This is a genomic window from Pantoea sp. GbtcB22, from assembly GCF_019091025.1.
In the GTDB taxonomy this organism is placed as follows: Bacteria; Pseudomonadota; Gammaproteobacteria; order Enterobacterales; family Enterobacteriaceae; genus Pantoea; species Pantoea leporis.
The window spans coordinates 594853-621420 of record NZ_JAGXKB010000002.1 but is presented as its reverse complement, the minus strand read 5'-3'; the positions used below and the strand labels follow the sequence as shown (position 1 = coordinate 621420).

20 protein-coding genes are annotated in these 26568 nt (G+C 54.0%); 8 read left to right on the top strand and 12 right to left on the bottom strand.

Going from position 1 to position 26568, the window contains the following annotated elements:
- Positions 1–37: 37 nt before the first annotated feature.
- The gene (gene mqo / locus KVT28_RS10690; protein ID WP_137387347.1) at positions 38–1684 is read right to left on the bottom strand and encodes a malate dehydrogenase (quinone); all 1647 of its coding nucleotides are present in this window, start codon (positions 1682–1684) and stop codon (positions 38–40) included.
- A 456-nt stretch (positions 1685–2140) separates the two neighbouring features.
- Here mqo and leuC point away from each other — a divergent pair, with 456 nt between their 5' ends.
- Genes leuC through KVT28_RS10670 form a run of 4 tightly spaced genes read left to right on the top strand, consistent with a single transcriptional unit; the run spans position 2141 to position 6104 of the window.
- The gene (leuC, locus tag KVT28_RS10685; RefSeq protein ID WP_217548291.1) at positions 2141–3562 is read left to right on the top strand and encodes a 3-isopropylmalate dehydratase large subunit; all 1422 of its coding nucleotides are present in this window, start codon (positions 2141–2143) and stop codon (positions 3560–3562) included.
- A 1-nt stretch (position 3563) separates the two neighbouring features.
- A complete protein-coding gene (leuD, locus tag KVT28_RS10680) occupies positions 3564–4199 on the top strand; it encodes a 3-isopropylmalate dehydratase small subunit (RefSeq protein ID WP_217548289.1) in 636 nt (211 codons plus the stop codon).
- Complete coding sequence (locus tag KVT28_RS10675; protein ID WP_217548287.1) at positions 4196–5110, top strand: alpha/beta fold hydrolase; 915 nt, start codon at positions 4196–4198, stop codon at positions 5108–5110. Before leuD ends, KVT28_RS10675 begins: the two co-directional genes overlap by 4 nt.
- A 31-nt stretch (positions 5111–5141) precedes the next feature.
- Entirely contained in the window at positions 5142–6104 is a 963-nt protein-coding gene (locus KVT28_RS10670) for a LysR substrate-binding domain-containing protein (RefSeq protein ID WP_217548285.1), read from the top strand.
- Positions 6105–6127: 23 nt separating this feature from the next.
- Here the strand turns inward: KVT28_RS10670 and KVT28_RS10665 are convergent, their stop codons facing one another.
- A complete protein-coding gene (locus KVT28_RS10665; protein ID WP_101761538.1) occupies positions 6128–6433 on the bottom strand; it encodes a DUF1471 domain-containing protein in 306 nt (101 codons plus the stop codon).
- 350 nt (positions 6434–6783) lie between these two features.
- Complete coding sequence (gene kup / locus KVT28_RS10660) at positions 6784–8652, bottom strand: low affinity potassium transporter Kup (RefSeq protein WP_137387352.1); 1869 nt, start codon at positions 8650–8652, stop codon at positions 6784–6786.
- Positions 8653–9000: 348 nt separating this feature from the next.
- On the opposite strand from kup, the gene KVT28_RS10655 reads away from it, so the two are divergent.
- Positions 9001–10110 (top strand): SDR family oxidoreductase, encoded by a 1110-nt coding sequence (locus KVT28_RS10655; RefSeq protein ID WP_217548282.1) that lies wholly within the window; start codon positions 9001–9003, stop codon positions 10108–10110.
- 41 nt (positions 10111–10151) lie between these two features.
- Here the strand turns inward: KVT28_RS10655 and KVT28_RS10650 are convergent, their stop codons facing one another.
- From KVT28_RS10650 to KVT28_RS10640, 3 genes are all read right to left on the bottom strand, one after another.
- Positions 10152–10952 carry a MetQ/NlpA family ABC transporter substrate-binding protein gene (locus KVT28_RS10650; protein ID WP_217548281.1) on the bottom strand — a complete coding sequence of 267 codons (801 nt, stop codon included), beginning with the start codon at positions 10950–10952 and terminating at the stop codon, positions 10152–10154.
- A 91-nt stretch (positions 10953–11043) separates the two neighbouring features.
- A complete protein-coding gene (locus KVT28_RS10645) occupies positions 11044–11847 on the bottom strand; it encodes an MBL fold metallo-hydrolase (RefSeq protein ID WP_199559699.1) in 804 nt (267 codons plus the stop codon).
- Positions 11848–11988: 141 nt separating this feature from the next.
- A complete protein-coding gene (locus KVT28_RS10640; RefSeq protein ID WP_137387355.1) occupies positions 11989–12318 on the bottom strand; it encodes a gamma-glutamylcyclotransferase family protein in 330 nt (109 codons plus the stop codon).
- 134 nt (positions 12319–12452) lie between these two features.
- Here KVT28_RS10640 and KVT28_RS10635 point away from each other — a divergent pair, with 134 nt between their 5' ends.
- Positions 12453–13472, top strand: coding sequence for an MBL fold metallo-hydrolase (locus tag KVT28_RS10635; protein WP_217548279.1), 1020 nt, complete (start codon positions 12453–12455; stop codon positions 13470–13472).
- A gap of 27 nt (positions 13473–13499) precedes the next feature.
- On the opposite strand, the gene KVT28_RS10630 is transcribed toward KVT28_RS10635, so the two are convergent.
- From KVT28_RS10630 to KVT28_RS10610, 5 genes are all read right to left on the bottom strand, one after another.
- Positions 13500–14045 carry an RNA polymerase sigma factor gene (locus KVT28_RS10630; protein ID WP_217548277.1) on the bottom strand — a complete coding sequence of 182 codons (546 nt, stop codon included), beginning with the start codon at positions 14043–14045 and terminating at the stop codon, positions 13500–13502.
- Between the two features lie 5 nt (positions 14046–14050).
- Complete coding sequence (locus tag KVT28_RS10625; protein ID WP_217548275.1) at positions 14051–14494, bottom strand: hypothetical protein; 444 nt, start codon at positions 14492–14494, stop codon at positions 14051–14053.
- Positions 14495–14633: 139 nt separating this feature from the next.
- Positions 14634–15344 carry an SDR family oxidoreductase gene (locus KVT28_RS10620; protein ID WP_217548273.1) on the bottom strand — a complete coding sequence of 237 codons (711 nt, stop codon included), beginning with the start codon at positions 15342–15344 and terminating at the stop codon, positions 14634–14636.
- Positions 15345–15478: 134 nt separating this feature from the next.
- Entirely contained in the window at positions 15479–16849 is a 1371-nt protein-coding gene (locus KVT28_RS10615) for an amidohydrolase (protein WP_217548271.1), read from the bottom strand.
- A 106-nt stretch (positions 16850–16955) separates the two neighbouring features.
- Positions 16956–25418, bottom strand: a complete 8463-nt coding sequence (locus KVT28_RS10610) for a glucoamylase family protein (RefSeq protein WP_254633499.1) — start codon at positions 25416–25418, stop codon at positions 16956–16958.
- 406 nt (positions 25419–25824) lie between these two features.
- Between KVT28_RS10610 and KVT28_RS10605 the strand changes: the two genes are divergently transcribed.
- Both KVT28_RS10605 and KVT28_RS10600 read left to right on the top strand, forming a co-directional pair.
- On the top strand, positions 25825–25986 hold the full coding sequence (locus tag KVT28_RS10605; RefSeq protein ID WP_217548267.1) for a YnfU family zinc-binding protein: 162 nt from the start codon (positions 25825–25827) through the stop codon (positions 25984–25986).
- 4 nt (positions 25987–25990) lie between these two features.
- Positions 25991–26236 (top strand): hypothetical protein, encoded by a 246-nt coding sequence (locus tag KVT28_RS10600; RefSeq protein WP_101761527.1) that lies wholly within the window; start codon positions 25991–25993, stop codon positions 26234–26236.
- A gap of 17 nt (positions 26237–26253) precedes the next feature.
- Here the strand turns inward: KVT28_RS10600 and KVT28_RS10595 are convergent, their stop codons facing one another.
- A complete protein-coding gene (locus KVT28_RS10595; RefSeq protein ID WP_217548264.1) occupies positions 26254–26526 on the bottom strand; it encodes a hypothetical protein in 273 nt (90 codons plus the stop codon).
- Between the last annotated feature and the right edge of the window lie 42 nt (positions 26527–26568).

Here is a 26568-nt window from a genome sequence, read left to right as displayed (position 1 = left end):
CCGGACAGTGTCCGGCTTGATTCACTTCTGGCGGGAATTACAGCGCCATATCCTGTTTGCCTGATTCAGTACGCGGCTTAGCCTGCGTTGGTGCAACCGTCTGATCACCCATGTTGATGACCGGCGGCTTGGTCAACAGCAGCGTCGCTGCGGTGTTGTCCCAAACTTGCTGCGTCAGCGCGGTGTTGCCGTTCAGCTTCTGACCGAAGCTTGGCACGATAGCGCGGATCTTCTGCTGCCACTCTGGCGAAGCGAACTGCTCTGGGAACAGCTTTTTCATCACGTCGAGGGTGATTGGTGCAGCAGTCGATGCGCCCGGTGACGCGCCCAACAGTGCCGCCAGGGTTTTCTGCTGATCGGTCACGATTTCGGTACCCAGTTTCAGCAAGCCACCTTTTTCGGCATCTTTCTTGATGATCTGCACACGTTGACCTGCCTGAATCAGTTTCCAGTCCTCTTTACGCGCGTTTGGATAGTACTCTTTCAGCGCAGCAAAACGGTCGTCGTCATTCAGCATCACCTGACCAATCAGGTATTTCACCAGATCGAAGTTGTCGATGCCCACATGCGTCATCGGCATAATGTTGCTGGTGGTGGTCGCGCTCAGCAGATCGAACAGCGAACCGTTTTTCAGGTACTTGGTGGAGAAGGTAGCGAAAGGTCCAAACAGCACCACTTTCTTACCGTCGAGGGTACGTGAATCGATGTGTGGAACCGACATCGGTGGCGCACCTACGGAAGCCTGACCGTACACTTTTTCCAGGTGACGATTAGCGATCTCTGGGTTCTCGGTCATCAGGAACGAACCGCCGACCGGGAAGCCACCGTAGTTGTCTGCTTCCGGAATGCCGGTTTTCTGCAGCAGCTTAATCGCGCCGCCGCCTGCACCGATGAACACGTATTTCGCATCAACTGAACGCTTATCGCCGCTCTTCACATCTTTGATGGTGACGTGCCACGAGTTATCGCCGTTACGCTTGAAATCAGTGACTTCTGACAAGGTTTCCAGTTTGAAGTTCTGATCTTTCTTCAGGCTACCGATCAGCTGACGGGTGATTTCACCGTAGTTAACATCGGTACCGACTGGCGTCCAGGTTGCCGCAACTTTCTGGTTCGGGTCACGACCTTCCATCACCAGCGGCGCCCATTGCTGGATCTGCTGATGATCGGTAGAGAATTTCATGCCCTGGAACAGGGTGGTTTTCTGCAGCGCATCGTAACGCTTCGTCAGGTACTCGACGTTTTTGTCGCCCCAGACGAAGCTCATGTGCGGCGTAGAGTTAATGAAGGAGTGCGGATCGTGCAACACACCGCGCTGCACCTGCGACGTCCAGAACTGGCGCGAAATCATGAAGGATTCGTTAATTTCCAGCGCTTTGCTAACGTCGATTGAACCGTCTGCACGCTCAGGCGTGTAGTTCAGCTCCATGTTAGCAGAGTGACCCGTACCGGCGTTGTTCCAGCCGTTGGACGATTCCAGCGCGACGCCGTCCAGCTTCTCAACCATCAGCTGTTTCCAGCCCGGTTGCAGCTCTTGCAGCCAGGTGCCGAGCGAGGCGCTCATGATGCCGCCGCCAATCAGCAGAACGTCAGTTTTTTCTGGTGCGTCTTCAGCGCGAACCGCTGATGAGACAAGCAGCGCTGCCAGCGATAGGGCAGACACGATCTTTTTGGTGTGAGTCATTCCAGTCCTACTTATTATGCAATGCAGGTGAACGTTAAAAATTCGGTTTGCACATTAAGAGATTGTTACGGAATGATTAACTTGTTTTTAGTTAATAAAGTATTGGTGTTAATTAATTAACTTAAAAAAATAAAATAGCGTGAAATATAAGCAGAAGGGGGAATTAATCGGAGATAAACCGCTTAAGCTGCGCGGTTATTCTTTATATCGGTAGACGCGACTTAGGTCAAATAAAACTCCTGCTATTTTACGCACATTGCGTAGCGGCGCGATTCATCGCGCAATCAATTGCGCCGCTACAAAGCGTGCGCGAAGTTTTTGCTGTTCATGGCGACCAACTTAGCTACTGCACATTTCATAAAACATCACTTCACGAAGCGTGTTCGTTCCCCGCGCACAAACTGATTTACCCTAACGTCTCTAATGACTTGTTTTACTTTTCGCGTGGGCAACGGCATGGCTAACAAAACACTGTATGAAAAACTGATCGATCAGCATGTGGTTCGTAAGTTAGATGACGAAGGGCATGTGCTGCTCTACATCGATCGCTCGATTCTCAATGAATACACCAGCCCGCAGGCGTTTAGCGGCCTGCGCGATCACCAGCGTCTTGTGCGCAATCCGGGCACCATTTTGCTAAATGTCGATCACGTTAACCCAACGCGCCCCGAGCGTGATGAGGCGATGACCGACGCGGGCGGACAGTTACAAGTCGATTACTTCCGCCAGAACGCCGCGCATTTTGGCATCGAACTGTTCGATGTGCTTGACCCGCGTCAAGGCATCGAACACGTCGTCGCACACGAGCAAGGCCTGGTAATGCCCGGTATGGTGATTGCCGCAGGCGACAGCCATACCACCACTTACGGCGCGTTTGGCGCGCTCGGATTCGGCATCGGCACCTCGGAAATCGAGCACCTGCTGGCGACGCAAACCCTGATTTATCGCACCCTTAAAACCATGCTGGTGACGGTGAGCGGTGAGCTGCCGTTTGGGTGTTCGGCGAAGGACATCATCATGGCGCTGATCGAGCAGATTGGTGCATCAGGCGCGACCGGATTTGCCATTGAATTTGCCGGTGTTGCCATCGAAGCGCTGAGCATGGAAGGGCGCATGACGCTGTGCAACATGGCAGTGGAAGCCGGTGCGCGCGGTGCGATTATCGCGCCGGATGAAAAAGTGTTTGCCTATATCGCCGGCAAACCGCAAATGCCGACCGGCGAGTTGTGGCAGCAGGCCGTTGCGGAGTGGCGCGATTTACGCAGCGATGCGGACGCGCGGTTCGATAGCCGCATCGCCATCAACTGCAGCGATCTTGAACCCAAAGTGACATGGGGAATCAGCCCGGATCAAGCCAGTGCCATTACCGGCCACGTGCCCGACCCGGCGCAGGAAACAGATGCGGTGAAACAGCAGACGCTGCGGAGCGCGCTGCAATATATGGGGCTGGAACCCGGCATGCCGTTAGCCGAGATCGCCATCACGCATGCCTTTATTGGTTCCTGCACCAACGGCCGCATTGAGGATCTGCGCGCTGCCGCCGCGATTATCGACGGACACAAAATCGCGCCGCACGTACGCGGCATTATCGTGCCGGGATCGACGCAGGTGCGTCAGCAGGCAGAAGCGGAAGGGTTAGCCGCGATTTTCGTCAACGCCGGTTTCGAATGGCGTCAATCGGGCTGCTCGATGTGCCTGGCGATGAACGAAGATGTGTTAGCGCCTGGCGATCGCTGTGCGTCTGGCACCAACCGCAATTTCCCTGGCCGCCAGGGCGCGGGTGCGCGCACGCACTTAATGAGCCCGGCGATGGTTGCCGCCGCCGCGATTGCTGGCCATCTGGTTGATGTCCGCAAATTCATGACTGCAGAGGTTTGAGATGGAAGCATTTAACAACATGACGGGCACGCTGGCGCCACTACCGGCGGCCAATATAGATACCGATGTGATCATGCCAAAGCAGTTTCTCAAAGGCATCGATCGTAAGAATTTGGATCGCGGTGTGTTCTTCGACCTGCGCTTCCTGCCCGACGGCCGCCCAAATCCCGCTTTCATTCTTAATCAAGCCGGTTGGGAAAACGCCACCTTCTTACTGGTGGGCGCCAATTTCGGCTGTGGATCCAGCCGCGAACATGCGGTTTGGGGACTTAATCAGCTCGGCATCCGCGCCATTATCGGCACCAGTTTTGCCGGCATCTTCGACGATAACTGCCAGCGCAATGGCGTTTTGACGCTGACGTTAAGCGAAGAGGATTATCAGCGCCTGAGCGATGTTGCGAACAATGCCGCCAGCAATCGCATTACCGTGTCGCTGGAACAACAGGCGATCCTCTTCAATAATCAACGCATTGCCTTTTCGATCAGTGCCTTAAAACGCGAGATGTTATTGGGCGGCGGCAGCGCGGTGGACTGGACGTTGCAGTACGAATCCGACATTACACAGTTTGAAGCGCAGCATTTTGCTCAGCGTCCGTGGCTGAAGCGCGATCAAATCCAACAGGACGCACCAGCATGAGTGAGATTACGCCACGCGGTGATTCACCCTTTATCAGCGGCTTTACGCTGAGCGATGTGCGTCTGGCGAACGGCGTGACGCTGCGCGTTGCGATGGGCGGCGAAGGTCCGCCACTGCTGATGCTGCACGGACATCCGCAAAATCATCTGGCGTGGCGCAAAATTGCACCGCAGCTGGCGCAGCAGTATCGCGTAATCCTGCCGGATCTGCGCGGTTACGGCGACAGCGACAAGCCGCCGAGTGATGAGGCGCATCGCGCTTACTCGAAACGGGTGATGGCGCAGGATATCAGCCTGTTAATCGAGGCGTTGGGATTAGAGCGCGTGGCGTTTGTCGGGCACGATCGCGGTGCACGCGTGGGCCATCGGCTGGCGCTTGATCATCCGGAAAAACTTTCCTGCTGCGTGTTTGTTGATATTGCGCCGACCGCGACCATGTACGCCTTAACCAACAAAGCGTTTGCCACGCGCTATTTCTGGTGGTTCTTCCTGATTCAACCTTATCCATTACCTGAAATCCTGATCGGCCACGATCCGGCATTATTCCTGCGTAAACACATTGATGGGCAATTAAAAACGCCGGGCGCCACCGAGGAGGTCATATTCAACGATTACCTGCGCTGTTATCAAAATAAAGAGATGATTCACGCGGTATGCGAAGATTATCGCGCCGCGGCGACGATTGATTTAGACGATGATGCGCAGGACAGCGCTAAACGCATTGAAGCGCCGCTTCTGTTGTTATGGGGAGAAAAGGGCACGGTTGGCCAGTTATATAACGTGGTGGAAACCTGGCGGGATAAAGCGCGCAATATTCAGGGCAACGCATTACCTTGCGGTCATTCACCGCATGAGGAAGTGCCTGAACTGTTTTTAAGTCAGCTTCAGCGCTTTCTGGATTCTGTGTTATAACCGGCTAAATTTCGCTAACGCCGTGATGGTGATGAAAATACTGCTTGCCGGAAAAAGTTATCAGAAGCCGCTTCAGGGTTGGCCGTCAGTCGAAGATCTGTATGTCTTTATCAGCGTAGCGCGCTATGAAGGTTTTGGCCGCGCTGCGATTGAGCTCGGCCAGTCGCCATCCTACATCAGCAAGCGGATTGCCATCCTCGAAAAGCAGTTGGAAACCCGGCTGTTTTTCCGCACCAACCGCGTGATGCGCCTGACGCCAGAAGGTGAAAAGGCGCTGGAAGGTGCGTTGCACGTGGTGCACGAAATGGATTCCTTCCTGAATAACTTTCAGCAGTGGCGCGGCGAATTAACCGGCGATTTGACTGTGGCCTGTTCATTTGGCTTTGGCCAGGATTATTTGTCCGATGCGATTGCCGAATTTATGACGCGTCATCCGTCACTGAACATCAAATTGATGCTCAGCGATCGCGATATTGATTTATTGCAGTCAGGCACTGACGTCGATATTCGGGTGGGTGATGATGTGAATCACGCCTACATTGCGCGAAAATTAGCCGCCAATCGGCGTATTCTTTGTGCTACGGCAGATTATTTAGCCCGGTCACGTCCGCTGGAGACGCTGGATGATTTAATCGATCACAGCTGTCTTATTATTAATGAAAATAATAATACCTTTGGGCATTGGACGTTAACCGATGGCGAAAATAAAATCGTTTGTCGCCTGAATAGCCATTACTCATCGAATAGCGGAAAAGTGATTCTGAATTGGGCATTAAAATCGCACGGGATTGCGTTGCGTTCTGTGTGGGATGTGGCGCCATATTTAAGCGAAAACCAATTGCTGCACGTATTACCGCAATGGTATCAGGAAGCGAATGTCTGGGCGGTTTACACGCAGCGCGCGTCTGAATCGCCGCGCATTAAAGTGTTTATTGATTTTCTTGTCGACTATTTTGCAAAAAAAAGCCTGCCGATGATGAAGGGCAGGCTGTGATTTAAGCAGATCGAAGATAAACATTAGCCATAAGCCACTTTGCTATTGATGTGATAAAGGGTGGCAGTGGCGGCCATGACGTGCTGACCATCGTGCGCCGGTTCGTGGGATTCCACTTCGGTGATGTGATAACCCACCGCACCGGCAGCAACGGCTTTCTGCACAAAGGCGTCATTCAGCTCTTCCATTGAAGTCGCCCAGCTCACCGAAGTAAAGCCTACCGGATGAATCGATGAAAGCTCGCGATGGGTTAAATCGCCGCGAATTAAAACCGGTTTAACGGATTGCGGTGTGAAAATAGATATTACGTCATTAATTAATTGTTTCATGGCGATACTCCTCGCAAATAATAACTGAGCCAATGGCCGCAGCTACGAATCTTTCAATTGTTGGTAATGTGCTGACACCCTAGATGTTTACGGCGAGTGATGATTGCCGGTGAAGTTAATAAACACCTTTTCAAGTTAAGCGTTTTAGCTTTAATTGCTAATTAGATGTTAAGAAAGATTCAGCCACAACTCATTCAACCTTGCGCGACTATTTTTGCATCTGGTTACATTTGGTGTGTTAACCCTAACAGTCGACTGGATGTTGAATATAACGCCTGATCCGTAGCGGCGCGATTTATCGCGCAATGAACTGCGCCGCTACAATCCCTGCGTTTTATGTCATCGGCAGATTAAAATTCGCGCTGCCCGCCCAATTCAATGACCCGATTCGGCGGGATATTGAATTGCTCATGTGCGCGCTGCGCGTTGCGCTGGCAGAAGTGGAAAATACCGCCTTTAATGCGCATCAAACCTTTTCTCTTCTTCATCACCAGCGTGTCGTGCGAGGTGAAGAACGAGGCTTCATTGACGGTACAACCTAATCCTTCCAGTCCGCACAAATGCAGGATCTCGGCCATCGATGGCGTCTCGCGCCAGCCGTAAGCGGCGGTCACTTGCCAGAAGGTTGGCGACAATTGAGTGATGCTCAGACGCTTCTGGTTGTAGACGCGCGGGATATCGGTGGTGCGAATATGCAGCAGCACCACACGTTTATGCAGCACGCGGTTGTGTTTAAGGTTATGTAACAGCGCCTGCGGAATCTCATGCTCTTTACGTGAGAGGAAGATTGCGGTGCCCGGCACACGACTGGGCGGATGGGTTTCCAGCGATCGCACCAGCGCCTGCAGGCTCTCAGGATCGTTATTCAACTTGCGGATTAGGCGATTACGCTCGCTGCTCCAAATGAGCATCAATCCCATCATGCTCAGCGCCAGCAGCACCGGCACCCAACCACCGGACAGCAGTTTCATCAGGTTGGCGCTGAACAGCGGCACATCTATGCTTAACATACACAGCAGGAAAACCAGCGCCACCGGCAGCGGCCACTTCCAGTTACGCAGCGCTACCACGCCCGCCAGACAAGCGGTGATCACCATGGTGCCAGTCACCACTATGCCGTACGCCGAAGAGAGCGCCGAAGATTGTCGGAACGCCAGCACAATCACCGTCACCGCGACAAACAGCAGCCAGTTCACCACCGGAATATAGATCTGACCGGACTCCGTGTGCGAGGTGAAGATGATGCGCATCGGCGGCAGAAATCCCTGACGGATCGCCTGATGCGTCAGCGTATACACGCCGGTAATCACCGACTGCGCGGCGATCACCGTGGCCAGCGTTGACAGCACAATCAGTGGGATCTGTCCCCAACCCGGCGCGAGATTAAAGAACGGATTATTGAGAGCCTGCGCATCGGCAATGACCAGCGCGCCCTGCCCAAAGTAGTTGAGCACCAGCGCGGGCATGGCGATCACCAGCCAGGCCATGCGAATCGGCGCTTTGCCCAGATGTCCCATATCGGCGTACAGCGCCTCCGCGCCGGTCACCGCCAGCACCACCATGCCCAGCGCGGCAAACGACAGCGCTTTGTGGCTAAGCAGGAACGTCAGCGCATAGGAGGGATTCAGCGCGTAAAGCACTTCAGGATTAAGCAGGATGCCGCGAATGCCTAACAGGGCAATCGACACAAACCAGACAAACATCACCGGGCCGAACACTTTACTGACCTTCTCGGTGCCGTGTTTTTGAATCATAAACAGTAACGTGAGAATCGCCACTGCCAGCGGCACCACATATTTATCCAGCTCAGGTGACACCACTTCGATACCTTCGATCGCCGACAGCACCGAAATCGCCGGCGTGATCACGCCATCGCCGTAGAAGAACGCGCCGCCAATCAAGCCTGCTAACACAATGATGTGCGAGGCTTTCGGCCCAACATGCTGGCGTGCCAGCGACATCAGCGTTAATACGCCGCCTTCGCCATCATGATCGGCGCGCATCACAAAGCAGACGTATTTCAGCGTCACGATCAGCGTCAGCGCCCAGAAAATCAGCGACAAAAATCCCATCACTGCGGTGGTGGAGACGGCGCCATTAGGCAAAATGGAGAGGCACTCTTTAAGGGTATAAAGCGGGCTGGTGCCGATATCCCCAAACACGATCCCTGCGGCCGCCAGCATGCCAGCAGGCAAGGACTGTTTTTCACTTTGACTCATAGATTTCCTGTGGTTTATCAGGGTTGAGGCTAATGAGGGCGAACATACCTGTTTGCGACCGAAGCGAACAGTGGCAGGCGAATTTACGTACAGCATTTTTACGCGTAACGCCGATATTTTTACACCATTTTTATATCGCGCTCATTTTTCACGCTGAGCGCAGTGGAATATTTGACTGCGCACCAAGACCCAAATATCACATTTAAACATATATAAACCAAAGCTCACTGGCGCGGTTTTACCCGCAGGAAAGCTTAGGACATTTATTCATCATTTACCCACGCGAGCATAGATTCTAGCCAGTTAAATGCACAGTTTTTCCTGTAACGAACCGATGGGTTGAAAAATATGAATACAGTACTCATAACGGGTGCAACTGGATTTTTAGGCGGTGCGGTCGCGGTTAATCTGCTCAAGAAAAGTGATCATTACCGACTACTTTTATTAGTGCGGGCTAATAGTCAAGCTGCAGGATTAGACCGAATTAAGGAAAACCTGATTAAATTTGGCGTTGAAGCCGGTCAATTAAACAGGCTCACCCACGAGAACATCTTAATAGGCGATCTTGCTGAGCCGGAACGGTTTATTGACGATGCGCGCTTGACCAAGGTTACGCATGTGCTTAACTGCGCCGCTGTCGCCTCTTTTGGCGCGAATCCCCTCATCTGGAAAGTCAATGTAGAAGGCACCTTCGCATTTGCCAGTCGTATGGCGCGGGTGAAAGGGCTCAAGCGCTTTGTGCATGTCGGTACCGCTATGTCGTGTGCGCCCGAAGCCAATTCGCTGGTGGTGGAAAGTGAGTTGAATACGCTGCGCGAACAACACGTTGTGGAATATACGTGGAGTAAAGCGACGGTTGAAAGAATGATGAGCGAGATGTTACCTAATCTGCCCTTAGTCATCGCGCGACCATCCATTGTGGTGGGGCATTCGGACTGTGGCTGTGCGCCGTCGCCAAGCATTTTTTGGGTATTTCGCATGGTGCTCACGTTAGGCAAATTTATGTGTGAGCTGAATGACCGTATTGATGTGGTGCCGGTCGATTACTGTGCCGATGCGCTGGAGTTGTTATTGACGGCTCCCAACGTGGAGAAGACGATTATTCATATTTCAGCGGGTGAAAATAGCAGCGTCACGTTTGCTGAGATTGATCAGGCGATGGCACAAGCCTCGGGACACGTTGCGGTGGCCGAAACGTATCAGAAAGTGAATTACCGTGAACTGGCAGCGAGCAGGAGCTCATTTACTTCGCTGTTTGGTCCCTGTAATGAACGCATCTTATTACGCGCCATGAATCTGTATGGACATTTTTCAAAACTGAATGTGGTGTTCAGCAATGAGAAATTGCTGGAGCTGGGTATGCCGCCATCGTCAAAGTTTACTGACTATTTGCATCATTGTGTCGCTTCAACGCGTAATGCAACTATTGCGGAATTGATGGAGGTCGATTTTAAATAAGCTGAAACTGCGCAGTTAATATCTGCGCAGTTTTCGCCGAATTACCAGCCTTTGATAATATCGCCTTTGTAGATCTCGTTCGCTTTATCCAGCACTTCCTGTGACTGGAAGGCTTGTTTCAGCTTCTGCACGTTGGCGCTGTCTTTATTATCTTCACGCGCCACAATCGCATTCACGTAAGGTGAGGCTTTGCCTTCCATAAACATACCGTCACGCCAGGCAGAGAGATTAACCAGCGCGGCGAAGTTGTTGTTGATGATCGAAAGATAAACCTGCGGATCGTCCAGCGTACGCGCCAGCTGCGGTGTATCCACCTCAACAATTTTCAGCTTCTTCGGATTGTCGGTGATATCCAGCGTGGTTGGCAGCAAGCCCGCTTCCGGTTTCACTTTGATCAAGCCCTGCGCCTGCAACAGCAGCAGGCTGCGGCCGAGCGTGGTGGCTTCGTTGGAGAGGGTCACGGTGGCGCCGTCTGGCAACGCTTTCAGCGATTTAATCTTGCGCGAGTAGCCTGCAATCGGGAACACGAAGGTGTTGGTGACCACGGCGAAGTGGTAGCCGCGCTCTTTGGATTGCATCTCCAGATAAGGCAGGCTCTGGAAGGCGTTGGCATCGACATCTTTGTTGAACAGCGCTTCATTCGGCTGCACGTAATCATTGAAGGCCACCACATCGACATCCAGCTGATATTTGTCGTGCGCAACTTGCTTCACGGTATCCCACAGCGCCTGGTCAGGTCCGGTATTAATGGCCACTTTGATTTGATTTTCATCATCTTTGTTGCAGCCACTAAGCAGCGCCACGGATGCAGCCAGCAGCGTCGTGAGTAAAATTTTCTTCATTGCGCGGATTCCCTTTAAACGTAGAGAACGGACTATAATGGATGTTTAGACGTCTGTACATCCATCCGCAGCGCGTTTGCTTACAATTCGTTCAGGAGAGAGACTTCTGCAAGCAGGCAATATATTTCTCGCCCGACTGCATCACGATCCGCTGCGCGTCTGCGACAATTTCTCGCTGCTCGAACGCGCCGTATAAGCGCGAAAATTTTAGCGCCGCCAGCCGACGCATAATATCGCTGACTGCCGCCGCCGGTAACGGCAGCATATTTGGATAGCTCCACATAAATGACACCGCATCCGCGCCGGGCGTAACTTGCACGATATCGCCACTCAACAGCACGCCGTCATCGTGCGTCCAATGCAATACGCATCCGCCAGCAAAATGCCCGCCAAGGCGGACCAGTTTCACTTCCGGCACAATTTCCAGCTCGTCATTTTGCCAAAGATGAATGTGCGGGCTGTCGCGCATAATCCATTCACTATCGTTAGCATGCAGATAGATCGGCGCGTCGAATGCCGCTGCCCAATCCTGCATGGTGCTGTAATAGTGCGGATGCGAAATAGCGATGGCGTGAATACCACCGAGCGCGGTAACAATCGCTTTGGTGGCATTATCGAAATTGGCGATGCAATCCCACAGAACATTGCCGTGCGGCGTTTGCAGCAGAAACGCGCGTTGATTAATAGCAAAGCTGGGCACGGTTTGCAGACTGAACAGGTTGGCAGCGTGCTGCTGCCATTTATTGCAGTGTGTGGCTTGCAGGCTATGCAGTGAAGTCCATTTTTGCCCGCTGGCCGGCACAAACTGTCGTTCATCTTCACATATTTTGCAGTGTTCGATTTGACTCTGTTGCTCATCGTAAGATGTGCCGCAGGCGGTGCAGACTTTGATCATCATGAATTCCTCTCGTCTATTTGAGATTCATTCTAGAAGCCGAAATCAGGGCGTGCGCAGATCATTACAGATTGTATTGAGGACGTTGCACCGCATTTGGGGTGTAATACGAAATCGGGCGTAAATACTGGCATTGTGAAGTTAAAGTTGCGGCTGCAACTGATAAATCCACGCCATTATTTGCTCGCCATTGCTGGTGGTGACATCAACTTCCACGCGATCGTAGCCATCTTCAAACTCATCCAGCATCGGCCAATGTGGCTCGAGCTTGTCAGACATAAACAGATAACCCGGCACGCGCGGGCCGTTTTCCTGCAACACAATGCCGGGAAAATCCGCTGCTGCGCCCCAGCCGCGTTCATAAAAGGTGCCAGAAACCGTTCCCGCCAGCCATTCGCCACCGATGTTTTCCAGAATATGCGCATTTGAATGGCCGGGCTGGAGCGTACCGTAAACAAATAAACGTTTCATTTTCCCTCATAAAATCAAGCAAAAGCGCTAATTTAACTCTCGGCGTTAGCGAAGTCATCAACCGCCCAATATGCGATGTGCGTTGCCGTAAAAGTGACTATTCTGAAGGACCCGGGATGAGAGGTAAAAGATCAATGTTGAATAGTTCGGGCATTTGTCGCTGCAATATAAAACGCTATCCGCAATCCGCTCAGTTTGATGGCAAAAGGTTTAACAATAAGATCCCACGCCAGCAGTTAGGATTAACTGAGTTCGCCAAACTATTCTGGGATTTTGCCTTTAACAAACCTAAAAATACCGCACCTGAATCTGCGCTGCCGCTCATCAAACTCGACGCGCAGCAACTTGCGGCTGCGGCGGATAACAGCGTATTTCGCCTTGGCCACTCATCATTGCTATTTAAAATGCAGGGCAAATACTGGCTGACCGATCCGGTATTTACGCAGCGTGCTTCGCCCTTTAAGTGGTTTGGTCCCAAACGCTTCCAGCCTGCGCCGATTGCGCTTGAAGATTTGCCGCCCATCGAAGGGATCATTCTTTCGCATGATCATTACGATCATCTGGATTATCACACCATTTTGCAGCTCAAAGATCGCGTGCGCTATTTCCTGACGCCGCTGGGTGTCGGTGATTTACTGATATCCTGGGGCGTTGCGCCGGAAAAAATCACTCAGCTAGATTGGTGGGAATCAAAGAATATCGGCGGTATTCAATTTGTCGCCACGCCATCGCAGCATTTTTCTGGCCGTGGCATGTTCGACAGTAATAAGCGGCTGTGGTGCTCATGGAGCATTATCAGCGATGATTTCCGCCTGTTCTATGGCGGGGATTCCGGTTATTTCGATGGTTTCAAACACATCGGTAATAAATTCGGCCCGTTCGATATGGCCTTTCTGGAAAACGGCGCTTATGACCGTCGCTGGGCCGATATTCATATGCTGCCACAAGACACCATCAAAGCCTTTATTGACCTTAACGCGAAATGGCTGTTCCCGATTCACAATGCCGCTTTCGATTTAGCGTTTCATGCATGGAATGATCCGCTTAATCAAATCGTGACGCTGGCGCAGGAACAGCAGATTAATGTGTCGATGCCACAACTCGGGCAAGGCGTGCAATTTTTGCAGCCGCAGCAAGAGAAAAAGTGGTGGTAAATGATGCCCGATTGCCAGGCAATCGGGTTATCCGGTTATTTCGTCATACAGGTTACGCAGGCGCGTGCGTAGAAATAGCAACGCTTTGTGCTTGCGCGATAATAACGTCTGCACGCTGCTGCCGCTCTCTTGCGCCAGCTGGTTAAAGCTGTAGCCGAGCAGTTCGGTTTTCTCGAATACCTCGCGCTGCGCGTCAGGTAATTCGGCTAAGGCTTCTTCCAGTTCTTCCCACAGCAGCGTTTTCAGATACTCATCTTCTGGCGTCTGCGGCACGCCAAATAAAGTCTCTGCCAACTCATCTTCCGGGAAATCCTGCTCTTCGCGACCACCAAAATAATCAGCCAGCGGCAGCTCACGTTTTTTTCGCGCCCGGTCGGTCATTTCATTGCGTGCCGCCCGGAACAGCCAGGCGGCGACATTCTCCACCGGCTGCTCCACCTGCATCAGCTTATAAGTGACTTCCTGCAAGATATCGTCGGCATCTTCACGTACCGCGGTTCGCCCGCGAATGAACGCATTCAGCTTTGTGCGGCAGGAGGTGATTGCCGACATCAGCAGTGAATCCTGCGCCATCACGCTTACCCGGCGTCGCCGGATTTGGGCGGATTATTCTCTGGCTGCGGACGCGTTTCACCTCGCTCATCACGACGACCATGCCAGTCGCAACGATCGTGATGACCACGATGACCAAAGCGATTGCGGCGATGCTGCATAAACTCTTCGCGCTGTTCCGGCGTCATCTGCATCCAACGTTCGTGCATGCGGCGACGCGCCATGCCGAACATGCCCGGACGGAATCCCAAACCGCCAAACAAGATGCGGCACAACGCCAGCAAGCCCAGCGCCTGCCAGAAACCGATGCTTTTCACACCGATGATGCCCGGCAGCAACGCATTCCACAGCGACATCACCAACAAGCCCAGCGCGGCGATAATCACCGCGCCCATCAGCAGCGGTTTCGCCAGGCGATGACCGCCAAAATGATCCCGATGACCGTGTCTGTGCATATCAAAATCTCTCATTGTTTTGTCCTCATGACATTAACGGATAACTGCTGGTGATGAGGTAGACGAATGAGCAGTGAGAATATTGCTAAAAAAACGTAAAAAAGAAAAAGGCCGCCGGATGGCAGCCTCGCGTTATGGATTTTTTACTGCTGAATCAGCGCCTGGCTTTATCGCGGCGTGGACGAATAACAATATCTGCAATCTGCGTATCTTCCGGACTATCCACAATAAACCGCACGGCGCGCGCCACCGAACTCGCATCGAGATACTCCTGCGGATTGATCGGTGCATGGTTACCCGCGCGGGCACGCGAGGCTTGATTCATCGGCGTATCGGTTGGGCCGGGCGCGACTGTCGCAACCCGCACGCCATGTTCGCTCTCTTCGCTACGCAGCGCATGCGCCAGCGCGGTAAGGGCAAATTTGGAGGCGGAGTAAATGACGTGTCCCGCTAACGCCAGCGTCCCCGAACCGGAGTTGATAAACACCACTTTGCCCTGCGAGGCGCGCAGGGCGGGCAAGGTCAAGCGCGTTAGTTCTGCAGGCGCAATGACATTAATGTTCAGGTGCTGTTGCCACAGTTCTGGCGTGGCGGAGAAGGTAGTGCTGAGAATCGAGATCGCCGCCGAATGCACCAGCACGTCAACCCGATTTAATGTGGCGGTGAACGCGGCCACGGCGGCAAAATCTGTGATATCCAGTGCAAGCGGAATCACATTGGTGACCTGTTCTAAAGCCTCCAACGTTTGCTGATTGCGCCCAATCGCGTAAACCTGATGATCGGCCGCCAATAACATCACGGTTTCCAGGCCAATGCCGCTGTTGCCGCCGGTGACAATCGCGACCGGTAATACTGATGCTGTCATAAGTTCCTCTCCTGTTGATGATTTCAAGCTATGGAAAAGGACGGCCGCAGGCAAATGCCTAAATTGACTATGAATTGCTGGCTTTCGCCATACAGCTTTTTTAGGGTGCGCATTGATGCGCACCAGGTCGAAATTCACACCTTTTTCAGGCTGCCAAACGTCTGTTTGCCGTTAAAGAACGTCGCCATCACCGGCGCGATGTGCGCAACAGCTTCCGCAGAGCAACTGGCGTTAACCAGCATCATAGTGGCGTGGTCCTGCGCTTTCGGCCATTGCTGTTCGCCGTGGCTATTCAGCGGCAACACCTCGTTGGTGGCAATACCCAACGCGCGGCTCAGAGAATACTCATCCGGCCCACGATAGAGCTGCGAATAGACGTTGGCTTTCTCCAGCATGCTGCCGCTGCCAAAGGGCTGCCAGTGATCGGCGATGGTGTCGGTGCCCGACCACACCGGCACGCCAGCGGCGCGCAACTGCGGCAGCGGCATGATTACGCGACCAATCGGTACGGTGGTGGCGATACTAAACTGCTGCTCTATCAGCTCCTCAATCATCGCCGTCAGTTCGTTACCCTGTAACGTCCCCAGGGCAAAGGCGTGGCTGAGGGTGACTTTGCCTTTCAGCTGCGGATTGTCGCGCACCGTTTTCAGCATGTAGCGAATCGCCGCCACGCCGTGCGGCTCGGTTTCGTGCAAGTGAATATCGATCGGTGCAGCGAAGTCGAGCGCGATGCTGAACAGGGTATCCAGTGACTTCTCCATCGCGCCGTCAACGTTGGTTGGGTCCAGTCCGCCGACGTAGTTCGCGCCCATCTTCATCGCTTCGCGCATCATGCCTTCGACGTTTGAGCGAAGTAATCCGTGTTGTGGGAAGGCGACAATGTCGGCATGAAAATCATCACGATGGTTGGCAATCGCCTGCTGCAGATGCTCCAGACCGTGTAATTTGCTGACCGGATCAATATTGCAATGGCTGCGTGCAGAACTGCTGCCTTTGGATTGCAGCAGGCCAATCAGTTTCCCGGCACGGATTTCAGAAGTCGGCAGCAGTTCGGGCAGGATCTGTTCTTCCTGATGGATCATATCGATCACGCTGTGGCGCGGCAGCGGGGCGCGCCAGCTTTCGCCGTAGAAGGTTTTATCGAGATGGATATGCATGTCGCGCGTGGCGGGCAGCAGCAGATAACCTGCGGCGTCCCACGTTGGCAGATTAATGCTGACGCCCGCAGGATGAACGGCGGCAATCTTGCCAGCATTCACCTCAACATCATAAAAACCGGTTTGCGTGGCGGTGATGACATCCTGTTTGCGGATAAAGGCTTCTTCCAGGCGCACATTGCGCAGCAAAAAGTGCGTGACATCAACGCGGCTGGCATGGGCTGGTTGGCAGGTTTCTGCCGCCTGAATGCTGCGGCTCATGCCCGCGTTGAGTAAGGTGCCTGCGGCGGTGAGTTTCATGCCGGCGGAAAGAAAATCCCGGCGATTGCCGGGTGATAAGAGGCTCATGAATTATTCTCCTTGTAGGGGAGAATAACCCTAAAATAGCCGCTGGCAGGGCGCTGCGATATTTTCCACTGCTGGCTATGGTGAAAACTAATGACCGCAGTGATTGCTACTCAGCGAGATGAATTCGTACCTGATGATTTCCGACGTCGCAGCTGAGTGCGATGGCATCATCGGCACTCAGCACATCATCCAGCCACAGCTGATAAGCGCCGGGCGTGCGCCGCATCTCAATCTCATAGCGCGCGGACCCTTCATGATAAATCACATTCGCGCCTGGCCATGCTTTGGGCAGACGCGGACGCAGCCGCAATTTATCGCCGTGGCGCGTGATGCCGAGTAGGCTTTCGATGATCAGCTGATAAGTCCAGCCCGCCGATCCGGTGTACCACGTCCAGCCGCCACGACCTTCATGGTTCTCGGCGCTGTAAACATCCGCCGCCATCACGTAAGGTTCGACTTTGTAAGTTGCAACAGCATTCGCATCCAGGCTGTGATTGATCGGATTGATCAGCGCCAGCAACGCCCATGCGCGCTCGACCTGGCCCATTTCGGCGAACGCCATAATTGCCCACAGCGCGCCGTGCGTGTATTGCCCACCGTTTTCACGGATGCCAGGCAGATAACCGCGAATGTATCCCGGATTGGGGCCTGTGCCATTGAACGGCGGCGTCAGCAGTTTAATCAGGCCGTTATCGCTATCCACCAATTGCTGATCGAGTGCCTGCATCGCCGAGGCGCATTTGTCGTGATCGCCAGCCGCAGACAGCACCGACCAACTCTGCGCGATGGCATCAATGCGACATTCGGCGTTGCGCTGTGAACCCAGGGTTTCACCGTTATCGAAGTAGCCACGCAGGAACCATTCACCATCCCAGGCGAGCTGATTGAGCGCCGTTTTCAGCTTCTCCGCCTGTTGTTCGCACAAGCTGGCGGCTTCCGGCTGATCGATACGTGTGGAGAGCGCGGCAAAGCGCGTGAGCACGCTGTAGAGGAAAAAGCCGAGCCAGACGCTTTCACCTTTACCGGCAATACCCACTTCGCTCATGCCGTCATTCCAGTCGCCGGAACCCATCAGCGGCAAACCATGCTCACCAAACCTCAGACCATGCTGGATGGCACGCAAGCCATGCTGCCACAGGTTTTCCTGCAGCTGACTGACGTTCGGCAGGCTGTAAACTGACTCTTCTTCGGCGGTGAGCAGTGGCGCTTCAAGATAGCTAATCGGCTGTTCTAACAGCGCAAGATCCTCCGTGGCGGTGATGTAGTGGCAGAGTGCAAAGGGCAGCCAGAGATAATCATCTGAGCAGCGGGTGCGCACGCCGCGTCCGGCAGGCGGATGCCACCAATGCTGCACATCGCCTTCAGGGAACTGGCGGGAAGCGCACAGCACCAGCTGATCGCGCAGTAAGTTTGGCGCGGCGTGGGTGAGCGACAACGTATCCTGCAACTGATCGCGGAAGCCAAACGCGCCACCGGACTGATAATAACCGCTGCGCGCCAGCAAACGGCTGGCCAGCGTTTGGTACAGCAGCCAGTTATTCGCCAGCAGATTTACCGCCGCATCGGGCGTTTGCACCTCGACTTTGTTTAACAGATTGCGCCATTGCTGCTGCACTTTCGCCAGTTCGGCTTCCGCCTGTTCGCTGGGAAGAAATTGCTGCATTAGCGTCAACGCCGCTGCGGTACCTTCCGCCGCGCCTAACACAAACACCAGCGTGCGCGTATCGCCGTCAATCAAGGTGGTCAGCGTTTGCAGAGTGGCGCAGGGATCGAGCCCCGCGCCGGTGTTGCCTGATAAACCGCGCGCTTGCATCATCGCTGGCTTACGCGTCGAGCCATTGCGGCCCAGACACTCAAGGCGATTACCGCTGAAAGCAATCTGATTGCCGGATGCGGCGAAGAAGGCGGTGCGCATCGATCCGCTGCTGGTATAGGGATTTACCGCCAGAATGGCGCTGCCATCTGCCACTATCGCCGAAGAAGTTTGTACATGGCGGGCAGATTGGCTCACCAGCTCACCCAGCACCCATTCGACGTAGCCGGTGATCGACAAATGACGGGTTTTGCCAGACAGATTACTGAGCTGAATCAGGGTGATTTTCGCCGCCTGTTCGCCAGCTACGAAGGTGGTGAGCGTGCTGCTAATGCCTTGCTCCTGATGCATAAAGCGGCTGTAACCCATGCCGTGCTGCGTCAAATAATCTCCGGCGCCGCGCATCGGCAGCGGCATAGGTGACCAGACATCGCCGCTCTCCTCATCGCGCAAATAAAAGGCTTCGCCCGACGTATCGCTGACCGGATCGTTGTGCCACGGCGTCAGGCGGTATGCATGCGCATTTTCATACCATGTGTAGGCCTGACCACTTTCTGAAATCACGCTACCAAACTGTTTATTTGCCAGCACATTGCACCAGGGCGCGGGCGTCTGCTGATGTGGGGACAACAAAATGTGATATTCACTGCCATCGGCGCTGTAGCCGCCGGTGCCATTAAACAACTGCATGTTTTCCGGCTCAGCGAGGCGAGCGGGCGCAGGAAAGGCCTGTTTATGCGCCAGGAAGCGGCAAGGCGGCGCCACCGGCTGCGGTTTTAACAGCACCGTCAGCTGGTCGGCCAAACTGCCGTTGCGGCCTTCCAGCACCACGGCAGCTACGCTGAGTAGCAGCGTGACATCTTCGGCCGCAAAGTGCTCGCTTTGGCGCAGGAAGATGCCGCCAGGCTTGTCGGTCAGCATCTGCATCTCGCCCGATGAAATCATTTTGATCAGCTGATTTTGCAACAGCTGCTGATAGCCGATTTGCTCGCCGTTGAGGATCACCAAATCTACCGTCAATCCTTTCTGGCGCCAGTATTGATGCGCTTTAATCAGATTGCTCACCAGGCTGAGCTGGGTACCGTTTTCGATGCGCACCAGCACGATCGGTAAGTCGCCAGACAGCGAGTGTCGCCACAGCGACGATTGTCCCAGGCGATTCTGCTGCAGACGCTGGGTGTCGCCGCGCATTTCAGGGCTGGCAAAAATCACCGCACTGGCGAGCTGGTTATACAAACTGGCATCTTCGGCGAGGATATTCAGCTGGCGCAGCGCCACCTGACTGTGCGAGGCCGCCATTTCAAATACCCGATTGGCGTAGACATTGTTGCGATACTTCTCTATCAAGCCAAGGCAGACATCACGCTGCGTGGTGACGCCATACACCAGATCGAGGGTGACGGATTTACCCGCTTTGATGGCGATTTTCTGGCGAATCGACAGCAGCGGATCGAGCACCGCACCGGCGCTGCCGCTGAGTACACCATCGGCTGCCATCGCCTGCGGATCGGCGGCGGTTCTGCCGCGACCAATAAACTGTGCGCGGTCGGTTTCATAATGCGTATCGCGCTCGCTGGTGCCGTGAATCAGCAGGGCGTGGAACGTCCACAGCGGTTCGGTTTTCTCATCGCGCGGGCGGCGATGCGCCAAAATCGCTTCCAGTTCAGTGACGATTTCGGTTTGCACAAACAGGTTGCTGAACGCCGGATGCGCCATATCGCTGGCGGCAGAAGCCAGCACCACTTCCGCATAGCTGGTGATGTCTATTTCACGCAGCTGGCGTGAATGGTTGGTCAGGACGATGCGGCGGATTTCCACATCATCTTCTGGCGACACCACCACCTGAGTGCGGGTGCTGAGCGTTTCCATGCGCGATTCAAACTCCGCGCCGGCGTCGGTAAAGCGCGCAATGTGCTGCGGGCGCGCATCACCGCTGGGCTGGAACGTCGGGCTAATCAGCTCGCCGGATTGGCGATCGCGGATGTAGCAGAAGATACCGTGCTGATTGCTGGTGCCATCGGCGCGCCAGCGGGTTAACGCCAATCCTTTCCACTGGCTATACCCGGTGCCGGATTGCGTCACCATCACATGATAATTGGCATTCGACAGCAGCTGGATTTGCGGCAGATGCGTCGCCGAGCCGCTGAACTCGCGCAGTTCGGGCGTATCTGAACGCGGTTTGATCTCGCTGGTGTCAACGAACTGCCGACGCGGGGTATACAGCTCAATGTCATCCGGCACGCGCTCCTGCAGCAGCAAGTAGGAAGACTGGAAGCGCGCACTCGACATAAACCGCGCCACCATCGGCGCTTCATGCAGCAGGTGCGAAATCGCCAGAAAACCCATGCCCTGGTGATGCGCCATGTAGGTTTTCACCGCGACAAATTGCTGGCCGCGTACCAGGCGCTGCGCGGTGAAATCGAGCGCCTCGTAAAAACCGTATTTGCCGCAGGCACCCATTTTCTTCAGTCGCATCAGGTTGTCGGTGGCCTGATGCGGCAGCACCATCAGCGCCAACAGCGAGGCGTAGGGCGCAACCACATGATCATCGTTGAGGCCACGCTTCAGCCCTAACTCTGGCGTACCAAAGGCTTTGTATTGATAGTTTTGGCTGTCATCGAACGCGGCGTAAGCCGACTCGGAGACGCCCCACGGAATCTGCGCGGCATCACCGGACGCGATCTGCTGCTTCACCGCCGACAGTGCCATTTTTTCCAGCAGCGTATCCGGGTAAACCGGCATCACCAGATGCGGCATCAGGTACTCAAACATCGAGCCGCTCCACGACATCACCGCCGGTTTGTTATCCAGTTGGGTGAACAAACGGCCCAGCACGAACCAGCTTTTTACCGGCAGCTGATTGGCGGAGATGGCGTAGTAGTGCGTCAGGCGCACTTCGGACGGGAAGAGATCGTAATGGCCTTTATCGAGCGCGCCGCTGTCGAGATTGTAACCCACGCTGAGCAGCGCGGTTTTATCAACATAGAGAAAGCGGAAATCCATTTTTGCATGATCTTCCAGCCGTCCTTCCAGCTCCAGCAAGGTCGCCATGCGTTCACGTGCGGCCCACATCACAGACGCCGCGAGCTGAGAATGGAGGCCGGGGCGATGACGCTCTAACTCACTCAGCCACAGCAGAGAAGGTAAGGCGGCAGGCAGATCATCATCCGGCGTGAGCCAGCTGAAAAACAGCGTCCACTCCTGCTGCAAATCGCTGAGCTGGTGGATAAACCGTTCGAACCATTTCACCTGCAACGGCGGCAGCTGCATCTGCGCCAGCAGAATTTCACTCTGCGCGATCAGCGACGAGAGATGACTGGCAATCGCAACGGGCGCGGCCTGTTGCAGCGCAGTAAACTGCTCGCTTAACTCATCCCAGCGATCGTTACGCTCAGCGCCCATTTGTGCTTTCGCCAGTGACAAGGTGTCATGCAGACCGGCCATGATCACTGGCAAGGCGAGCACCGGCAGATGCTTCCACTGCGCAAGCCCGGCCTGCAGGGTGGCGAGGTGCGCGGCGAGGTTGCCGCTATCGACGGTGGAGACGTAGCGCGGATTTAACGGCTTTAGCGTGTAAGTGTCATACCAGTTGTAGAGATGTCCACGAAAATGCTCCATGCGATCGAGGCTATCCAGCGCGGCGAGCGAACGGGCTATCACCGGTTTCTGCGTAATGTAGCCAAAATCCCATGCGGTTAAATTGGCCAGCAGCGACAGGCCGATATTGGTTGGCGAGGTGCGATGCGCCACCACCGGCTGCAACACTTTCTGAAAATTATCCGGCGGCAAGTGGTTATGTTCGGCGGTGACGAAATCTTCAAACCAAGCCCAGGTGTGACGCGCGGTGTGGCGCAAAAACTGTTGCTGCTCGGTGGAGAGCTTTTTCTGGCGCGAATGGGCCGGTTTACTCAACTGCCACAACAGCCACGGTGTGATCAGCCACAGCAGCGAGATCGGCAGCGCCAGCGCAATCAATTCAGGATTAACCAGCGCGGTTAAAAGTGACAGTGCAACGCCCGCCGCTGGGTTAAACCACATCGCCTGATAAAAATGGCGCAGTGACGGCGTGGGCGATGAACTGCCCGCCGAGGCGCTTTTCCATTCATGGAGAAACTGCCCGCTCACGTTGAGTCGCCACAGCGTGACGATAATCGCCTTCAGCGACCAGTAGCTTTCATGCGGTAGTGTCGCCAGCGTCAGTCCCGCGCGGCTCAGGCGCATTAATGCATCCGAAGACAGGATAGAGAGATGATGCTGCCAGGCGCGCGTCTTACTTTTGCGCATGCCTTCCATGCTCAACGCTAAGGCGCTGGGCAACAGCAGGAACAGCGCAATGCAGCCGAGCCAAAACGGCGGATTCGCCACCCAACTAAATGCCAGAAACATCAGCAGCAGCAAGGCGGGCGCAATCAGGCTGCGACGCAGGTTGTCGAACAATTTCCAGCGCGACAGTGCACTGAGCGGATTGGCCTGATAGCCGCCATTCTCCAGTCGCACGCGTAGTTTTAGCCAGTTCAGAAGCTGCCAGTCACCGCGTACCCAGCGGAAACGCCGCGCGACATCGCTGAGATAGTTATCCGGGTAGTGTTCGTACAGCACCACATTACTGACCACACCGGAGCGCGCATAACAGCCTTCCAGCAAATCATGGCTGAGCACCAGATTTTCCGGGCAGGTATTACGCGTCGCGCGGGTAAAGGCCGCCACATCGTAAATGCCTTTGCCGACAAACGAACCTTCGCCAAACAGATCCTGATAGATATCGGAAGACATCGATGAATACGCATCGTTGCCCGGCACGCTGCTGGAGAGACGCGCGTAGCGGCCCTGGCCAAAGGGCGGAATCTCCTCCGCCAGACGGGGCTGCAGAATGGCATAACCTTCCACCACGCGATTCAGGCTGTCATCAAACACCGGCGCATTGAGCGGATGCGCCATAATGCCAATCAGCTTGTGCGCGGTTTCTCGCGGCAGAATGGTGTCGCTATCGAGGGTAATGACGTATTTCACCGTGCGCATTTGCGACTGGCTGGCACCGACGATGACGTTAAATGTCTCTGCTTCGCCCTGCAGCCAGCGATTGAGCGCATGCAGTTTGCCGCGCTTACGCTCATAACCCATCCACACGCCCTGCGAAGGGTTGTGCACGCGGTTGCGATGCAGCAGAGAAAACAGCACATCATTGTGCGACTTGCTGCTGTAACGGCGGTTGAGCGCCTGAATTTTCAGCACCGCATAACCGATGATTTCAGCATCATCGTCATCGTGTTCGGCTGCGCTGTCGGTGAAATCGGCCAGCAGCATAAAGCTGATGTTGTCGAGCGCGTTACCGAGATAGCTGGTTTCCAGCGACCTCAGCAGCGCATCGGTGCCATGTTTGCTGCTGATTAAACAGGGGATCACCACCAGCGTGCGATCGCCATCCGGTACCGCCCGCTCGTAATCAAGTCGCGGAAGCGGTACCGGATGGCGGGTGCGGGTTGTCACTTCGCTGAGCAGCTGCTGGGCGAGCTGGCTGCTGATTAAGATCACCGCCGGCACCAGTAATAGCCACAGCACCACCGACATCGCGGATTGATGAGTGAAAAACAGCGCTTCGGCGCTGAAAGCGGTGGTCAATAACGTCAGGCTGCCCAGCCAGGAGAGCAGCGGCGTTTGGCTGAGATGATGGCGCACCTGATTCAGCCAGGAACGGCACGGCTTTAGCTGTTGCTCAAGCTGCGCACGCCCTTTATCCAGTAGGAAGTAACCAATATGCTGTTGGCGCGCTGGCAATGCAGCCTGACGACTCAGCGCCAAAACCTGATTGGCCACGTTTAGCTCGTCGAATTCGCTCTGGCGAGCCAGCTCTTCAACCACATGCCGATATTGATCGCGGCTGTCAAAATGCATCTGGGGATAAATCCCGGCGGGATCCTGCGCCAACACCTGCTCGACCAGGCTCAGCGACTCCACCAAATCCTGCCAGTTGATTTCGCCAAGCTGGCGCAATCCGGCAATGCTGTTGCTGACCGAGAGCTGACTCAGTGCCAGCTGGCGGTTGAACTGTTCAATCACATCCGCAGTATTACGCCCGGTGTTCAGCAGATGTTGCTCCACCCACGTTAGCGCCAGCGAGTGATTCTGCCCATTCAGTTTGCGTGCCAGTTCGGCGACAAACGCGCCGGAAAGCTGATCGTTTTTGTGCGCCATATCGGCGATCACCTGAATCACGCGAGTGGCGTCCCTGGCGGAGTGATGAACGATCTCATTAATCCACGCTTCGGCCTGGCTGCGCTCCTGATGAATCTCAGCAACGCCTTGCGCAATACGTGCGAGGTTATCGAGCAGCGCAAAGCGCAGCATGGCGGGAAGCGCCCAGAGTTCACCCATCAGCAGCGGCGTCACGCGTTGATAAGCATGAATAAAGGTCGCCAACACTGCTGACTCTAAGCGGCCATCACTGTGGCTGATCATCTCATCCGCGATCGCCTGAATGCGCAAAGAGTGCGCGGGGTCTTTCAGCGCAGGTAAACCCTGACCAAATTTGGTGGGCAACAGATGGCGCACCATCCGAATTTGCTCTTCGATAATATAAAAATTATCCAGCAACCATTCGCCAGCCGGTGTCAAATTACGCTTCTCACCGGTACTTAATATTTCAGCGCTTTTTATCAGCGCCTGTTCGTTTTCCGCCAGCCGCTGCAATAATTTATAGCTTTTTTTGGCGTCGGAAAGATGATGCGTTTTTGCCAGACGCTCGCCATATATTTCCATTTGCCGCTCGGAAAAAACATCTGGCCGGTTCGCCTGGTAAACACCGCTGTGATGTAAAAACTCAAAACTACTGCGTGCCGTTGCCGGAAGCGCACTACTGCTAATGAATGACCCGGTGGGAAGTTTATTTTTCATAATGGCGTCGCAAAAAATCCAATGGATTATAAAAGTCAGCACTATCAACAGGAAAGTCGACGGTATAAGAGAGGGCGAGGGAAAATATTTGTCTTATTTGAGTATAGTGCCAAATCGATCTTACGGTTGGTATATAAAATAAAAGTTAATTTAAAACATTTAACTGAACGTAATGATGGGGTTGAGGATCTTTAACGTGGTTGTCAAGTGGGAGTGGCAATGAAAAAAATCAGGTGTGTTAGAATCAGTTAACGGAAAAAGGAAATAAATTATGAGCTGGTTAAATCAATTTTTAGAAAGCTTATCACGCCGGGAAGTCAAAACTCAGTGTCCAGTCTGTAAAAAGTTTTGCCCACAATCTTCCTTAAAGCAAGCGCGCGGACAGGCTATGTTGTGCCCGCACTGTAAATCACTGTTTATTGCCGAGGAGTAAGCCAATGCGCCATATTCTTGAATGGATTGATGTAAATGAACAAGCACCCGGCTACAAGCAGGAGTGCATCGTGCAATTTGAAAATGGTGAGGTGCAGGGCGGCTGGCTTTATGGCGGGCAATCGCGCAGCGGCGAGCATATTTTCCTTGAAGCGCATGCGGAATATGAAACCAGCATGGAGGTGAATTTCTGGATGTCATTGCCGCCAGCGCAACCGGACCAACTCGCTGCGTTTCATTCGCCGATATGAAAGAGCACAAGATAATATTATCGCTCATATTCGATAAATGACCGTTGCGCTTCAGCCTGATCGACAAACTGAAAAGCGTAAGGATGTATCAGTTGTTCATCACAATACCAGCAGTCATTAATGCGTTTAAAAACGTCACCCTGATGAAAGGGTTGAGATTTATCCAAACGCATAACGGCATATTTGCCATTGTTGAAGGTAACTTCATACAGAGAAATTAATCCGAGCGGCATTAATCTGCGTTCGTGAATGATTTCGCCGTTGAGCTCTGGCGGGCCTGGCTTTTTCATTATGTTCTCTCCGATTGACCTGGTTTAAGTCTGGCAATGATT

Excerpts from the sequence above, each read along its gene's own strand:
- KVT28_RS10620 (WP_217548273.1), bottom strand. The coding sequence starts at position 15,344 with ATGACAGCATCAGTATTACCGGTCGCGATTGTCACCGGCGGCAACAGC.
- KVT28_RS10645 (WP_199559699.1), bottom strand. The coding sequence starts at position 11,847 with ATGATCAAAGTCTGCACCGCCTGCGGCACATCTTACGATGAGCAACAG.
- KVT28_RS10670 (WP_217548285.1), top strand. The coding sequence starts at position 5,142 with ATGAAAATACTGCTTGCCGGAAAAAGTTATCAGAAGCCGCTTCAGGGT.
- leuD (WP_217548289.1), top strand. The coding sequence starts at position 3,564 with ATGGAAGCATTTAACAACATGACGGGCACGCTGGCGCCACTACCGGCG.
- KVT28_RS10610 (WP_254633499.1), bottom strand. The coding sequence starts at position 25,418 with ATGGAAATATATGGCGAGCGTCTGGCAAAAACGCATCATCTTTCCGAC.
- KVT28_RS10600 (WP_101761527.1), top strand. The coding sequence starts at position 25,991 with ATGCGCCATATTCTTGAATGGATTGATGTAAATGAACAAGCACCCGGC.
- KVT28_RS10625 (WP_217548275.1), bottom strand. The coding sequence starts at position 14,494 with ATGAGAGATTTTGATATGCACAGACACGGTCATCGGGATCATTTTGGC.
- leuC (WP_217548291.1), top strand. The coding sequence starts at position 2,141 with ATGGCTAACAAAACACTGTATGAAAAACTGATCGATCAGCATGTGGTT.
- kup (WP_137387352.1), bottom strand. The coding sequence starts at position 8,652 with ATGAGTCAAAGTGAAAAACAGTCCTTGCCTGCTGGCATGCTGGCGGCC.
- KVT28_RS10640 (WP_137387355.1), bottom strand. The coding sequence starts at position 12,318 with ATGAAACGTTTATTTGTTTACGGTACGCTCCAGCCCGGCCATTCAAAT.
- mqo (WP_137387347.1), bottom strand. The coding sequence starts at position 1,684 with ATGACTCACACCAAAAAGATCGTGTCTGCCCTATCGCTGGCAGCGCTG.
- KVT28_RS10650 (WP_217548281.1), bottom strand. The coding sequence starts at position 10,952 with ATGAAGAAAATTTTACTCACGACGCTGCTGGCTGCATCCGTGGCGCTG.
- KVT28_RS10665 (WP_101761538.1), bottom strand. The coding sequence starts at position 6,433 with ATGAAACAATTAATTAATGACGTAATATCTATTTTCACACCGCAATCC.
- KVT28_RS10635 (WP_217548279.1), top strand. The coding sequence starts at position 12,453 with ATGTTGAATAGTTCGGGCATTTGTCGCTGCAATATAAAACGCTATCCG.
- KVT28_RS10605 (WP_217548267.1), top strand. The coding sequence starts at position 25,825 with ATGAGCTGGTTAAATCAATTTTTAGAAAGCTTATCACGCCGGGAAGTC.
- KVT28_RS10655 (WP_217548282.1), top strand. The coding sequence starts at position 9,001 with ATGAATACAGTACTCATAACGGGTGCAACTGGATTTTTAGGCGGTGCG.
- KVT28_RS10595 (WP_217548264.1), bottom strand. The coding sequence starts at position 26,526 with ATGAAAAAGCCAGGCCCGCCAGAGCTCAACGGCGAAATCATTCACGAA.
- KVT28_RS10675 (WP_217548287.1), top strand. The coding sequence starts at position 4,196 with ATGAGTGAGATTACGCCACGCGGTGATTCACCCTTTATCAGCGGCTTT.
- KVT28_RS10615 (WP_217548271.1), bottom strand. The coding sequence starts at position 16,849 with ATGAGCCTCTTATCACCCGGCAATCGCCGGGATTTTCTTTCCGCCGGC.
- KVT28_RS10630 (WP_217548277.1), bottom strand. The coding sequence starts at position 14,045 with ATGGCGCAGGATTCACTGCTGATGTCGGCAATCACCTCCTGCCGCACA.